11 protein-coding genes and 3 tRNA genes are annotated in these 13560 nt (G+C 58.3%); 13 read left to right on the plus strand and 1 reads right to left on the minus strand.

The window, feature by feature from the left end; translation table 11 throughout:
• Positions 1-338 precede the first annotated feature (338 nt).
• The 3 genes from lon to FHW77_RS11985 all read left to right on the plus strand — a co-directional run bounded on the left by lon (position 339) and on the right by FHW77_RS11985 (position 5857).
• Positions 339-2756, plus strand: coding sequence for an endopeptidase La (lon, locus tag FHW77_RS11975; protein WP_004441301.1), 2418 nt, complete (start codon positions 339-341; stop codon positions 2754-2756).
• A gap of 285 nt (positions 2757-3041) precedes the next feature.
• Positions 3042-3317 carry a DNA-binding protein HupB gene (gene hupB / locus FHW77_RS11980; protein WP_003502360.1) on the plus strand — a complete coding sequence of 92 codons (276 nt, stop codon included), beginning with the start codon at positions 3042-3044 and terminating at the stop codon, positions 3315-3317.
• A gap of 341 nt (positions 3318-3658) precedes the next feature.
• Complete coding sequence (locus FHW77_RS11985; RefSeq protein ID WP_004441305.1) at positions 3659-5857, plus strand: esterase-like activity of phytase family protein; 2199 nt, start codon at positions 3659-3661, stop codon at positions 5855-5857.
• A gap of 652 nt (positions 5858-6509) precedes the next feature.
• Here the strand turns inward: FHW77_RS11985 and FHW77_RS11990 are convergent.
• Positions 6510-6585, minus strand: a tRNA-Val gene (locus FHW77_RS11990).
• 447 nt (positions 6586-7032) lie between these two features.
• On the opposite strand from FHW77_RS11990, the gene FHW77_RS11995 reads away from it, so the two are divergent.
• From FHW77_RS11995 to nuoF, 10 genes are all read left to right on the plus strand, one after another.
• Positions 7033-7109 (plus strand) — tRNA-Asp (locus FHW77_RS11995).
• 41 nt (positions 7110-7150) lie between these two features.
• A tRNA-Asp gene (locus FHW77_RS12000) sits at positions 7151-7227 on the plus strand.
• Positions 7228-7662: 435 nt separating this feature from the next.
• Entirely contained in the window at positions 7663-8028 is a 366-nt protein-coding gene (locus FHW77_RS12005) for an NADH-quinone oxidoreductase subunit A (RefSeq protein WP_003496469.1), read from the plus strand.
• Positions 8019-8603: a NuoB/complex I 20 kDa subunit family protein gene (locus tag FHW77_RS12010; protein ID WP_003496467.1), complete on the plus strand. Its 585-nt coding sequence runs from the start codon at positions 8019-8021 to the stop codon at positions 8601-8603. The genes FHW77_RS12005 and FHW77_RS12010 overlap by 10 nt, the downstream gene beginning before the upstream one ends.
• A 20-nt stretch (positions 8604-8623) precedes the next feature.
• On the plus strand, positions 8624-9226 hold the full coding sequence (locus FHW77_RS12015) for an NADH-quinone oxidoreductase subunit C (protein ID WP_004441311.1): 603 nt from the start codon (positions 8624-8626) through the stop codon (positions 9224-9226).
• Positions 9223-9651: a GFA family protein gene (locus FHW77_RS12020; protein WP_004441314.1), complete on the plus strand. Its 429-nt coding sequence runs from the start codon at positions 9223-9225 to the stop codon at positions 9649-9651. Before FHW77_RS12015 ends, FHW77_RS12020 begins: the two co-directional genes overlap by 4 nt.
• Position 9652: 1 nt before the next feature.
• Entirely contained in the window at positions 9653-10843 is a 1191-nt protein-coding gene (locus FHW77_RS12025; protein ID WP_004441317.1) for an NADH-quinone oxidoreductase subunit D, read from the plus strand.
• Entirely contained in the window at positions 10843-11103 is a 261-nt protein-coding gene (locus FHW77_RS12030; protein ID WP_004441318.1) for a hypothetical protein, read from the plus strand. Before FHW77_RS12025 ends, FHW77_RS12030 begins: the two co-directional genes overlap by 1 nt.
• Positions 11104-11119: 16 nt before the next feature.
• Positions 11120-12229, plus strand: a complete 1110-nt coding sequence (locus FHW77_RS12035; protein ID WP_004441319.1) for an NADH-quinone oxidoreductase subunit E — start codon at positions 11120-11122, stop codon at positions 12227-12229.
• A 10-nt stretch (positions 12230-12239) separates the two neighbouring features.
• Positions 12240-13544 carry an NADH-quinone oxidoreductase subunit NuoF gene (nuoF, locus tag FHW77_RS12040; RefSeq protein ID WP_004441321.1) on the plus strand — a complete coding sequence of 435 codons (1305 nt, stop codon included), beginning with the start codon at positions 12240-12242 and terminating at the stop codon, positions 13542-13544.
• The last annotated feature ends 16 nt before the right edge of the window (positions 13545-13560 follow it).

The raw sequence follows: 13560 nt of genomic DNA on the forward strand, positions 1-13560 counted from the left end.
CTTGCGGCTAACTTGACGAAGCCCGATTTTGCGTTTGGAGCGGATTGCGCTTTGCTGATAAAGTCTTACAACTGATTTGCAGCGCGATATGACGGAAATGTGAATTTCGTCGGCGACCCGGTTCCTGAGCCCTCGAGGATAACCGGAAATGTCGGTAGTATTAGCCAGCGCTGAGTTTTGTTGAATTTCACGGTCCTGCCGTCGCGTAAGGCCGTCTGCTCCGACGACTTGAAATCGGTGTTTCGAAACTCCACTTTCAGTCTCGAGAAATGAATATGCCGGACGCCCCCAAGACGTTCGGCAAAGTGTCCCGAAAGGGACCATGGAAAGGAAATGATATGACGAACATCACGTCTGCGGCATCTGGCGGTACCTATCCGGTACTTCCCCTGCGCGACATTGTCGTTTTCCCGCATATGATCGTTCCCCTGTTCGTCGGGCGGGAAAAATCCATCCGTGCGCTCGAGGAAGTCATGGGCTCCGACAAGCAGATCATGCTTGTTACCCAGATCAACGCCAGCGACGACGATCCGGCGCCTGAAGCCATCCACAAGGTCGGCACGGTCGCCAATGTCCTGCAGCTTCTGAAACTTCCCGATGGCACCGTGAAGGTGCTGGTGGAAGGCAAGGGCCGCGCCCAGATCGACAGCTATACCGGTCGCGAGGATTTCTACGAAGCGTCTGCGACGCCTTTGCAGGAGCCTGCCGAAGATCCGGTCGAGATCGAGGCGCTCTCGCGTTCGGTCGTTTCGGAATTCGAGAGCTATGTGAAGCTCAACAAGAAGATTTCGCCCGAGGTTGTCGGCGCTGCCGGTCAGATCGATGATTACTCGAAGCTCGCCGACACGGTCGCTTCGCACCTGTCGATCAAGATCACCGAAAAGCAGGAAATGCTGGAAACCGTCAGCGTGAAGCAGCGGCTTGAAAAGGCGCTTGGCTTCATGGAAGGCGAGATTTCCGTTCTTCAGGTCGAAAAGCGCATCCGCTCGCGCGTCAAGCGCCAGATGGAGAAGACCCAGCGCGAATATTACCTGAACGAGCAGATGAAGGCGATCCAGAAGGAGCTCGGCGACGGCGAGGACGGCCGTGACGAGATGGCCGAGCTGGAAGAGCGCATCGCCAAGACAAAGCTTTCCAAGGAGGCCAAGGAAAAGGCCGAAGCGGAAATGAAGAAGCTGCGCCAGATGAGCCCGATGTCCGCGGAAGCGACTGTCGTGCGCAACTATCTGGACTGGCTGCTTGGTCTGCCCTGGGGCAAGAAGTCCAAGATCAAGGCGGACCTCAACAATGCCGAGAAGATCCTGGATCAGGACCATTTCGGTCTGGACAAGGTCAAGGAGCGTATCGTCGAGTATCTGGCCGTGCAGGCCCGTGCGACGAAGATCCGTGGCCCGATCCTGTGCCTCGTCGGCCCGCCCGGCGTCGGCAAGACCTCGCTCGCCAAGTCGATCGCCAAGGCGACCGGCCGCGAATATGTGCGCATGGCGCTGGGTGGCGTTCGTGACGAAGCGGAAATCCGCGGTCACCGCCGCACCTATATCGGCTCCATGCCGGGCAAGATCGTTCAGTCGATGAAGAAGGCCAAGAAGGCAAACCCGCTCTTCCTGCTCGACGAAATCGACAAGATGGGCATGGATTTCCGTGGCGATCCGTCGTCGGCACTGCTCGAGGTTCTCGATCCGGAACAGAACTCCACCTTCATGGATCACTACCTGGAAGTGGAATACGACCTGTCCGACGTGATGTTCGTGACCACGGCCAACACGCTGAACATTCCCGGCCCGCTGATGGACCGTATGGAAGTGATCCGCATCGCCGGTTACACGGAAGACGAAAAGCGCGAAATCGCAAAGCGTCACCTGCTGCCCAAGGCGATCAAGGAACATGCCCTGCGTCCGGAAGAATTCTCGGTCACCGATGATGCCCTGATGGTTGTCATCCAGCAGTACACCCGCGAGGCGGGCGTGCGCAGCTTCGAACGCGAGCTGATGAAGCTGGCGCGCAAGGCTGTCACCGAGATCATCAAGGGCAAGGTCAAGTCTGTTGAGGTTACCGCAGCAAACGTTCCGGATTATCTGGGCGTTCCGCGGTTCCGCCACGGCGAGGCCGAGCGCGAGGATCAGGTCGGTGTCGTAACGGGTCTTGCCTGGACGGAAGTCGGCGGTGAGCTGCTCACCATCGAAGGGGTGATGATGCCGGGCAAGGGCCGCATGACGGTTACCGGCAACCTCAAGGAAGTGATGAAGGAATCCATTTCGGCGGCGGCATCCTATGTCCGTTCGCGCGCAGTGGACTTCGGCATCGAGCCGCCGCGCTTCGACAAGAGCGACATCCACGTGCACGTTCCGGAAGGGGCAACCCCGAAGGACGGTCCGTCCGCCGGTGTTGCCATGGCAACCGCGATCGTCTCCATCATGACCGGTATTCCGGTCTCGAAGGACGTGGCGATGACAGGCGAGATCACGCTTCGTGGTCGCGTTCTGCCGATCGGTGGCCTGAAGGAAAAGCTGCTTGCAGCGCTTCGCGGCGGCATCAAGAAGGTGCTGATCCCGGAAGAAAACGCCAAGGATCTGGCGGAGATTCCGGACAATGTGAAGAACGAGATGGAAATCATTCCGGTGTCGCGCATGGGCGAGGTTATCAAGCACGCCCTCATCCGCCAGCCGGAGCCCATCGAGTGGGATGGCAGCATCGAGACGCCGGTGATCGCAACGGTCGAAGGCGTTGATGACGGCAGCCAGACCATCGCGCATTGAGACGCGTCGTCGCGAGGGCCGGAATCGGTGCTCGCGACAGGTCCTGCGTAGATTCAATGCGTTAGGCTTCACGACGAAGATACGGCTTCAGGTCGGCGCAAGTGATGCGAAATTGGCACGATTATGGGGAAGGCCGGCAGAAATGTCGGCCTTTTTTGTGAAAAAAACCGCAGACCCCTTGTTTTTCAGGCGATTCCAGCGCTTTTGAGTTGCTGCGCGCGGATACGAACGTATTCTGCGCCGGCTTAATTTGAGTCGTTTCAAACCATTGAAAGGGGTGGAAACATGAACAAGAACGAGCTCGTCTCTGCTGTTGCCGAAAAGGCTGGTCTCACGAAGGCAGATGCTGCTTCCGCTGTTGATGCCGTATTCGAAACCGTACAGAGCGAACTGAAGAACGGTGGCGATATCCGCCTCGCCGGCTTTGGCAGCTTCTCCGTCAGCCGTCGTGAAGCCTCCAAGGGCCGTAACCCTTCCACGGGTGCTGAAGTCGATATCCCGGCTCGCAACGTTCCGAAGTTCTCCGCAGGCAAGGGCCTGAAGGACGCCGTCAACTCGTAAGGTTTCCGGAAAGCCGTAACGCCCGCGGCGGGCGGCGGCTTTTCAGGTTCACGAGGAAGCATGTTTTGACGCGCTCACGCCATCAACCGGTCTAAGGAGCGTGCCTTTCGAAAGTTCTTTCGAGCGGCGCCGTTTATGCCGAATGGTATGGAATGAAAGTCGGGCGTGCCTGTGTAGCCTCCATCCGGACACACGGCGTTTCGATATACGGAATATGCGCATAAACACGAAAGCCCGGCCTTTGCGGCCGGGCTTTTTGATTCCGGGCCATGAAGTGTCATGCCACTGTCATGTCCGTGACGCAGAAGCCTTGGGATATTTCTGGACCCAAGGGGGATAAAATGGCGTTCCGATTTTCTCAGATGGCCTTGACCGCGGCTCTACTTACATCTGCAGCCTTTCCGGCGGCCGCAGAGCCGGTTTTTAACCGCATTGCTTCTTTCCCGGTAGCGAAGAACCTGCCCGCGGACAAGGACGCCAAGTCCCTGACCTCGGCTGAAATCATCACCGCCAGCGAAGACGGTAAGACGCTGATCTATTCGGACAGCCCGCTCGGGGGCATTGGCTTCATCGACATCACCGATGCCAAGGCTCCCAAGGCCGGCGGCGCATTGCTGCTGGAAGGTGAGCCGACCTCCGTTGCCGTGGCCGGTCTCAAGGTTCTCGCCGGCGTCAATACCTCGGAAAACCGCGCCAAGCCCTCCGGCAAGCTCGTGACTGTCGATATCGCTGCCAAGAAGATCGAGGCGAGCTGTGATCTCGGCGGTCAACCGGATTCGGTCGCGGTGTCTCCGGATAAAACCTTTGCCGCCATCGCTATCGAAAACGAACGTGATGAAGAGGTGAACGAAGGCGCTCTGCCGCAGATGCCAGCCGGTTATCTCGTCACCGTCGGCCTGAAGGACGGCGTTGCCGACTGCGCGACGCTGAAGAAGATCGACGTTACCGGTCTCGCCGAGATTTCCCCTGAGGATCCGGAGCCGGAATTCGTCTCGATCAATGCCAATGGCGAGATCGCTCTGACGCTGCAGGAAAACAACCATATCATCATCATCGACGGCAAGACCGGCACGGTGAAGACGCATTTCTCTGCCGGCACCGTCAATCTGGAAGGCATCGACACCAAGACCGATGGCCAGCTGAAATTCACCGACAAGCAGGAAGGCCGCAAGCGCGAACCTGACGCCGTCAAGTGGCTGGACAATGACCGTATCGTCATCGCCAACGAGGGCGACTGGCAGGGCGGTGCACGCGGCTTCACCATTTTCGACAAGACCGGCAAGCTCCTTTATGAAGCCGGCGCTTTGCTCGAGCACGCGGTAGCGGCCATTGGCCACTATCCGGAAAAACGCTCTAAGGCCAAGGGCATCGAGCCGGAGGGTCTGGAAACGGCGACCTTTGATGGTCAAAAGTACTTCTTCGTGCTTGCCGAGCGCGCTTCCATTGCCGCTGTTTATAAGGATACCGGCGCAGAGCCGCAGCTAACGCAGCTCCTGCCTTCAGGCATTTCGCCGGAAGGCGCTGTCGCCATCCCCGCGCGCAACCTCCTCGTCACGGCCAATGAGGCCGATCTGGTGGAAGACGGCGGCGCCCGCTCGCATGTCATGATCTATGAACGCGCCGAGGGCGAGCTGGCCTATCCGCAGCTGGTATCCGCCACTGTCGATGGTGCGCCTATCGGCTGGGGCGCTCTTTCGGGTCTGGTAGGCGATGCCGAGAAGCCTGGCATCCTCTATGCCGTGTCCGACTCGGTCTATGGTAACCAGCCGTCGATCTACACCATCGACGCGACCAAGAAGCCCGCCACCATCACCAACGTGCTGCGTGTCAAGCGCGACGGCATTGCGGCGCAGAAGCTTGACATCGAAGGCATCACGCTGGATGGCAAGGGCGGGTTCTGGCTGGCCTCCGAAGGCGACAGCGCCAAGCTTGTTCCGCATGCGCTCTACAACGTCAATGCCAAGGGCGAAATCAAGGCCGAAATCGCCTTGCCAAAGGAACTGCTCGCCGGCGATACCCGCTTCGGTTTCGAAGGCGTTACCATGATCGGCAAGGGCGATGACGCGACGCTGTGGATGGCCGTGCAGCGCGAATGGGGCACCGACGAGAAGGGCTTCGTCAAGCTCGTCTCCTATAATCCGAAATCCAAGGAATGGGGCGCCGTGCGCTACCCGCTCGATAAGACCGAAGCCGGTTGGGTCGGCCTGTCCGAAATCACCGCACAGGGCGACAATGTCTATATCGTCGAGCGCGACAACCAGATCGGTGACAAGGCCAAGATCAAGAAGCTCTACCGCGTGGCGATTGCTGACCTGAAGCCGGGCGAGATCGGTGGCGAATTGCCGCTGGTCACCAAGCAGGAAGCCCATGACTTCCTGCCGGACCTCAAGGCCCAGACCAACGGCTATGTCGTCGACAAGCTGGAAGGCTTCACCTTCGACAAGGCGGGAACGGCCTATGCCGTGACAGATAATGACGGCGTCGATGATTCTTCCGGCGAGACGCTGTTCTTCAAGGTCGAGATGAAGGCGATCAACTGATTGCACACGACAGCGCCGCAACGGAAAAAGCCGGGCATAGCCCGGCTTTTTTAATGCGGTATGGGTCTGAATGCCGGGCGTTTATACGATACGTCATATGCAAGCCCTCAAAAGGTATTGCCGCTTCGCATCGGTGATCGAAAGTTCTCTCCGGAGGTCGTCCGGGATAATGGTGCGATCCCAGCGCCCGGATCACCGCCCCATGGAATTCTTGTTTTTGGAAATATCTGGTTTCTCCGAATCCTGCTGGACCCAGCGGAAAAAAATGTAAACAGGCAGCGCAATAAGCGCGAGTGTAACAAACGCGTCGAGTGACATGGTTTCATCCATCAGTTCCACCGCTCATCATGAAACGGCCTGAAAACAATGCCCCAAATCTCTTTAAAAATTCTAAATCTGCTTATTTTTCGGTATGTTGCGGGGTGAAACAGGGATGGCTGCGGCTGTGCGAATCTGAAACGAAAGTCCCGGTTTGGCACGGCGCGGCAACTGGGAAATGTGATTCTACACCGCAGTAACGCGCGACCATGGCCCCTTCCATGCCACCGAGGGCAGGGGCTGCGCATCGAAGCCAAGCATACATGGTGAAGCGCAACCGCGTACGGTTCAAACCGCGATCGGCGCGGCTGCTTTAAATCACTGTGAGAAGGAATGGTGGGCGATGAGAGACTCGAACTCCCGACATCCTCGGTGTAAACGAGGCGCTCTACCAACTGAGCTAATCGCCCTTCGCGTCTTGCGGATCATGTCCGCCGCGTCGGTGGCCGTGATGTATTCGGATCGGAAAAAAACCGCAAGGGCTTTTGTGAAGTTTTTTTGTTTTTTTTCGGGGAGGTTTTTCCCTCCACCGAAGGGGAGGGGTAAAAAGCCGGGAACTGCGGGCTTTTTGGTAAATTCAGAAACCAATGACGTCATGACGGCCCCGTAGAAATGACGTTGATAAAGCGGCTGGCTGTGGACAAGTTTTTTGTTTTCGTTGGGAAAAGCCCGCAAAACAGGGCATTTGCCGGAGCGTCGATAAAAGGCCCCAGGGTTTTTCCTGATCAAAATGAAAAAGCTTATTCTTTTGTCGTGAAACCTGCTTGACACCCCCGCACGAACGCCGTAGTTAGCCGCTCAACGAACAGCCGAGGCTGGTTCGTACGGCGGAACCAAGGTTCTGTCCGTCAGGATAAGCGGGTGTAGCTCAGTTGGTTAGAGTGCCGGCCTGTCACGCCGGAGGTCGCGGGTTCGAGCCCCGTCACTCGCGCCATCCTGTTCCTCGGAAAAAACGCAGATGAATGTCTGTGGAGCGCGGGTGTAGCTCAGTCGGTTAGAGTGCCGGCCTGTCACGCCGGAGGTCGCGGGTTCGAGCCCCGTCACTCGCGCCATTTCTCCTTCTTGAAATGTCTCCATCTGAACAATCGATGCGCGGTCTGCGCGGCTTTGTCTTCGGCGATTCCGGTCTCTGATTCCGGCCGTTTCCCGCGGGATTTTTCCTGCTTTTATTAGTCAAGTTTCGATTTCCCGATATCGTCACTTCGCCAACGTTTGGGCGTAAAAATCGTGTGACTTTTTTGCGGTTGCGTCCTTCAATCGATTATTATTGTATTTGAGGGGCTTAGGTCGGAAATGTGGCCCAAATTTGCGTCAATTCCGGCAATATTGTTGCCAATCAATGCGGCAGGTGTCTTGAAATGGTGCCTAAACTCTTGCAGAGAGGGCGCGGCTGCGCTAACCACTTTGGCGTTGCAACATATTTGTCCGCTCTTTGAGACTAAGGTCACAAAGGCAGGCCCGGCACCCGGCCGGGCAGGGAAGAGACCATGACTGAACTCCTCAGTTCCTACATTCCGATCGCAATATTCATCGGTATCGCTCTTGTCATCGGCCTGGCGCTTCTGATCGCGCCTTTCGCTGTCGCTTACAAGGCGCCGGACCCGGAAAAGCTCTCTGCTTTCGAGTGCGGTTTCAACGCCTTCGACGATGCCCGCATGAAGTTCGATATCCGCTTTTATCTGGTGTCGATTCTGTTCATCATCTTTGACCTCGAAGTCGCGTTCCTGTTCCCATGGGCGGTGTCTTTCGGTGAGATGGGCTGGTTCGGTTTCTGGTCGATGATGGTGTTCCTCCTCGTTCTCACCATCGGCTTTATCTATGAGTGGAAGAAGGGAGCGCTGGAATGGGCATGAGCCAGAACAACAGCACGCTCGTCGCGCCGCAGCCGAAGGGGATCATCGACCCCTCCACCGGCAAGCCGGTTGGCAGCAACGATGCCTACTTCACGGAAATCAACGACGAGCTGGCCGACAAGGGCTTCCTCGTCACCTCGACTGACGAACTGATCACCTGGGCCCGTACCGGCTCGCTGATGTGGATGCAGTTCGGTCTCGCCTGCTGCGCCGTCGAAGGACTGATGCAGGCTTCCGGTCCGCGTTACGACATGGAGCGCTTCGGTGTCGCCCCGCGCGCCTCGCCGCGCCAGTCGGACGTGATGATCGTCGCCGGCACGCTGACCAACAAGATGGCTCCGGCTCTGCGTAAGGTCTATGACCAGATGCCTGAGCCGCGTTACGTCATCTCCATGGGTTCCTGCGCCAATGGCGGCGGTTATTACCATTATTCCTACGCCGTCGTGCGCGGCTGCGATCGCGTCGTGCCGGTGGATATCTACGTTCCGGGCTGTCCCCCCACGGCTGAAGCGCTGCTTTACGGCGTGCTTCTGCTGCAGAAAAAGATCCGGCGTACCGGTACGATCGAGCGCTAAGGGCAAAGGACGGATTTAGAATGAGCGAAGCTCTCAACGATCTTGCTGCTTACGTTAAGGAAGCGCGCGGTTCACTCGTGGTGTCGGCCGATATCGCCTATGGCGAGCTGACGCTGAACACGACGCCTGAAAGCGTAATCGCGCTTCTGACCTTCCTGCGCGACGATGTGCAGTGCGGATTCGTCAATATCATCGATATCTGCGGCGTTGACTGGCCGCAGCGCGAAAAGCGTTTCGATGTCGTTTATCACCTGCTGTCGCCGCGCCAGAATCTGCGCGTCCGCGTCAAGCTGCAGGTGGAGGAGGACGAGGGCGTTCCTTCTGCGACCTCCGTCTACATGGGTGCGGAATGGTTCGAGCGTGAAGCCTGGGACATGTATGGCATTCCGTTTGAGGGCCATGCGGACCTTCGCCGCATTCTCACCGATTACGGTTTCGAAGGCCACCCGCTGCGCAAGGATTTCCCGGTTACCGGGTTTGTTGAAGTGCGTTACGATGACGTTCTGAAGCGCGTGCTTTATGAGCCGGTCGAGCTGAAGCAGGAATTCCGTAACTTCGACTTCCTTTCCCCTTGGGAAGGGACCGATTACGTTCTTCCTGGCGACGAAAAGGCCAAGCAATGAGCCAGGTCTCCGCGACAGAACATGGGCAATGTCTTTGCGGCGCCGTCGGCCTTGAGGCCGTCATCGGCGCCCGCGAATTCGGCGTTTGCCATTGCTCCATGTGCCGCCGCTGGTCCGGCGGCGCGTTTCTGGCTGTCGAATGCGCTGATATCTCCGTCGAAAACGAAGAGAGCCTCGGCGTCTATTCCTCGTCGGAGTGGGGCGAGCGCTGCTTCTGCAAGAATTGCGGCAGCACGCTGATGTGGCGTTCCAAGGATGGCAAGCATTTTGCCGTGTCGCTGCAGGCTTTTGACAACCCTTCCAGTTTCAGGTTCGCGTCGCAGATTTTCACGGATGAAAAGCCTTCGAGCTATTCCTTCGCTGAGATCACGCAGAACATGACCGGCCCCGAATTCATCGCCATGATCACCTCGGCGGAGCACTAGAATGACTGAGCATAACGTCCGCAACTTCACGATCAACTTCGGTCCGGAACATCCCTCCGCGCACGGCGTGCTGCGTCTGGTTCTGGAACTGGACGGCGAAATCGTCGAGCGCGTTGATCCGCATATCGGTCTTCTGCATCGCGGAACCGAAAAGCTGATCGAGACGAAGACCTATCTGCAGGCCGTTCCTTACTTCGATCGTCTCGACTACGTCGCGCCGATGAACCAGGAGCACGCTTTCGCGCTCGCCGTCGAAAAGCTGCTCGGCCTCGAAATCCCGATGCGCGGCCAGCTGATCCGCGTTCTCTATTCGGAAATCGGCCGCATCCTCTCGCACATCATGAACGTGACCACGCAGGCCATGGACGTGGGCGCGATGACGCCGCCGGTCTGGGGCTTCGAAGAGCGCGAAAAGCTGATGGTGTTTTATGAGCGCGCCTGTGGCGCGCGCATGCACTCGGCCTATTTCCGTCCGGGCGGCGTTCACCAGGACCTGCCGCCGGAACTGGTTGACGATATCGGCAAGTGGTGCGATCCCTTCATCACCGTCCTCGACAATATCGAGGGCCTCCTGACGGATAACCGCATCTATAAGCAGCGTAACGTCGATATCGGCGTCGTCTCGCTGGAAGATGCCTTTGCCTGGGGCTTTACGGGCGTGATGGTGCGTGGTTCCGGCGCTGCCTGGGATTTGCGTCGTTCGCAGCCTTATGAGTGCTATTCCGATCTGGAATTCGACATCCCTGTTGGCAAGAACGGCGACTGCTATGATCGTTACCTGATCCGCATGCAGGAAATGCGCGAATCCGTGAAGATCATGAAGCAGTGCGTCGAGCTTTTGTCCGGCAAGCACCGCATCGGCCCGGTCTCCTCGCTGGATGGCAAGGTGGTTCCGCCCAAGCGCGGTGAGATGAAGCGTTCGATGGAAGCGCTGATCCACCACTTCAAGCTCTACACCGAAGGTTACCACGTTCCCGCTGGCGAAGTTTACGCCGCCGTCGAAGCGCCAAAGGGCGAGTTTGGCGTCTATGTGGTTGCCGATGGTTCCAACAAGCCTTACCGCTGCAAGATCCGCGCTCCGGGCTATGCCCATCTGCAGGCGATGGATTTCCTGTGCAAGGGCCATCAGCTTGCCGACGTTACAGCCGTGCTCGGCTCTCTCGACATCGTGTTCGGGGAGGTCGACCGCTGATGCGTCTGCCGCTGGCCATTCCGGCTTTTCTCGCAGCGATGTCCACCCCCGTTTTCGCCCAGACGGCGACGGACGAGGGCGGTGTATCGTTGGCGAGCGGCGGCTCCTCGACCATCAAGCAGCTTCTGTCGTCGGGATACGAGATAAAGGCCTCGGTTCCCAATGGCAGCAAGTTCATCGTGTTCATGCAAAAAGACAAGGCGGCTTATGCCTGCGAATTCGTCACGGTGGCGAGATCGCGGTGTGAGACGTTAAACTGAAAAGGCGTGAGGAAGTATGTCCGTTCGTCGACTAGCCGAAGATCAGTTCCAGCCCGTGGCATTTGCCTTCAACGCGGAAAACACCGCATGGGCTGAAAAGACGATCAAGAAATATCCCGAGGGACGCCAGCAATCAGCGGTCATCCCGCTGCTCATGCGTGCCCAGGAGCAGGATGGCTGGGTTACCCGCGCCGCCATCGAAAAAGTCGCAGACATGCTGGACATGGCCTATATCCGTGTTCTTGAAGTTGCGACCTTCTATACGCAGTTCCAGCTGAAGCCGGTCGGCACGCGTGCCCACGTTCAGGTCTGCGGCACCACGCCCTGCATGCTGCGCGGCTCCGAAGCGCTGATGGATGTCTGCCGCAAGAAGATCCATCACGATCCGCTGCACACCAATGAGAGCGGCACGCTTTCCTGGGAAGAGGTGGAATGTCAGGGCGCCTGCGTCAACGCGCCGATGGTCATCATCTTCAAGGATGCCTATGAAGACCTGACGCCCGAGCGTCTGGAAGAGATCATCGATGCTTTCGAGGCAGGCAAGGGCGACACCGTCAAGACCGGCCCCCAGATCGACCGTCACCAGTCAGTCCCCGTTGGCGGCCTCACGACCCTGACGGAAGAGATCAAGCCTGACCGTTCCAATCTCGACAAGCCGGCTGAAGTGCCAGCGGATGCCGCACAGGTTCCGCCGTCCAACGCCGCCAAGCCGAAGACGGATGCGCCGGAAACCGATCCGAAGCTGAAGACGCCGGCCAATGAGCCCAAGGCTGCTGCTGAAAACGCAAAGGCTGGCGAAAAGGAATCGGTCGGCAAGGAAGCGGCAGCATCAAAGCCGTCGCTGGATTCCGCGGATCGTCCGGCAGGCATCGAAAAGCCAGCTGCCCCTGATGACCTGAAGCTCATTTCCGGCGTCGGCCCCAAGATTGAGGGTACGCTGAACGAGCTCGGCATCTTCACCTATGCGCAGATCGCCGGCTGGAAGCAGGCCGAATGCGACTGGGTCGATGGATATCTGAATTTCAAGGGCCGTATCGGCCGTGATGACTGGGTCAAGCAGGCCGAGGCGCTCGCCAAGGGTGGCGAAGCCGAGTATATCAGGGTCTTCGGCAAGAAGCCGCGGTAAGAGGTGAAGCATGTTAAAAGATCAGGATCGCATCTTTACCAATCTCTACGGCCTCAAGGACAAGTCTCTGAAAGGCGTGCTGGCGCGCGGCCACTGGGACGGCACCAAGCAGATCATCGAAAAGGGCCGTGACTGGATCATCAACGAGATGAAGGCTTCGGGCCTTCGCGGTCGCGGCGGCGCTGGCTTCCCGACGGGTCTCAAGTGGTCCTTCATGCCGAAGGAAAATGACGGCCGTCCGCATTATCTCGTCGTTAACGCCGATGAATCCGAGCCCGGCACCTGCAAGGACCGCGAAATCCTGCGCAACGATCCGCACACGCTGATCGAAGGCTGCGTGATCGCCGGTTTCGCCATGGGCGCGCACACCGCTTACATCTATGTTCGCGGCGAATATATGCGCGAACGTGAGGCTCTTCAGGCGGCCATCGACGAATGTTACGATGCCGGTCTGCTCGGCGGTAACAACAAGAATGGCTGGGATTTCGACATCTACGTGCATCACGGCGCGGGCGCCTATATCTGCGGCGAAGAGACGGCACTGCTCGAAAGCCTTGAAGGCAAAAAGGGCCAGCCGCGTCTGAAGCCGCCGTTCCCGGCCAATATGGGTCTTTACGGCTGCCCGACGACCGTCAACAACGTTGAATCGATCGCGGTTGCCCCGACCATTCTGCGCCGCGGCGCTGCCTGGTTCTCGTCCATCGGCCGTCCCAACAACGTCGGCACCAAGCTGTTCATGGTCTCCGGCCATGTTGAGCGTCCCTGCACCTTCGAAGACGCGCTCGGCCTGTCCTTCCGCGAACTGATCGAACACCATTGCGGTGGCATTCGTGGCGGCTGGGACAATCTGCTCGGCGTCATCCCCGGCGGCGCTTCCTGCCCCATCGTTCGCGGTGAGGACATGAAGGACGCCATCATGGATTTCGACGGCATGCGCGAAGTGAAATCCTCCTTCGGCACCGGAGGCATGATCGTCATGGACAAGTCCACCGACGTCATAAAGGCGATCGCTCGCATCGCGGCCTTCTTCAAGCACGAAAGCTGCGGCCAGTGCACGCCGTGCCGTGAAGGCACGGGCTGGATGTGGCGCGTGCTGGAGCGCATGGTCAAGGGCAATGCGCAGAAGCGCGAAATCGACATGCTGTTCGAAGTGACGAAGCAGATCGAAGGCCACACCATCTGTGCGCTCGGCGACGCCGCAGCATGGCCGGTACAGGCGCTGATCCGCAATTTCCGTCCGGAAATCGAAAAGCGCATCGACCAATATACCTACAGGGCCATGGATGATGGCGCTGTTCTGGAAGCCGCTGAATAAGCGTTGAGGCTTCGAG

Origin of the sequence: Agrobacterium sp. RC10-4-1 (assembly GCF_014138475.1) — a bacterium.
Lineage (GTDB): Bacteria > Pseudomonadota > Alphaproteobacteria > Rhizobiales > Rhizobiaceae > Agrobacterium > Agrobacterium pusense.

Bases quoted from the DNA above. Each gene is read 5' to 3' on its own strand.
- FHW77_RS12015 (WP_004441311.1), top strand. From the start codon at position 8,624: ATGAGCGAAGCTCTCAACGATCTTGCTGCTTACGTTAAGGAAGCGCGC.
- FHW77_RS12005 (WP_003496469.1), top strand. From the start codon at position 7,663: ATGACTGAACTCCTCAGTTCCTACATTCCGATCGCAATATTCATCGGT.
- hupB (WP_003502360.1), top strand. From the start codon at position 3,042: ATGAACAAGAACGAGCTCGTCTCTGCTGTTGCCGAAAAGGCTGGTCTC.
- FHW77_RS12025 (WP_004441317.1), top strand. From the start codon at position 9,653: ATGACTGAGCATAACGTCCGCAACTTCACGATCAACTTCGGTCCGGAA.
- FHW77_RS11985 (WP_004441305.1), top strand. From the start codon at position 3,659: ATGGCGTTCCGATTTTCTCAGATGGCCTTGACCGCGGCTCTACTTACA.
- FHW77_RS12020 (WP_004441314.1), top strand. From the start codon at position 9,223: ATGAGCCAGGTCTCCGCGACAGAACATGGGCAATGTCTTTGCGGCGCC.
- nuoF (WP_004441321.1), top strand. From the start codon at position 12,240: ATGTTAAAAGATCAGGATCGCATCTTTACCAATCTCTACGGCCTCAAG.
- lon (WP_004441301.1), top strand. From the start codon at position 339: ATGACGAACATCACGTCTGCGGCATCTGGCGGTACCTATCCGGTACTT.
- FHW77_RS12035 (WP_004441319.1), top strand. From the start codon at position 11,120: ATGTCCGTTCGTCGACTAGCCGAAGATCAGTTCCAGCCCGTGGCATTT.
- FHW77_RS12030 (WP_004441318.1), top strand. From the start codon at position 10,843: ATGCGTCTGCCGCTGGCCATTCCGGCTTTTCTCGCAGCGATGTCCACC.
- FHW77_RS12010 (WP_003496467.1), top strand. From the start codon at position 8,019: ATGGGCATGAGCCAGAACAACAGCACGCTCGTCGCGCCGCAGCCGAAG.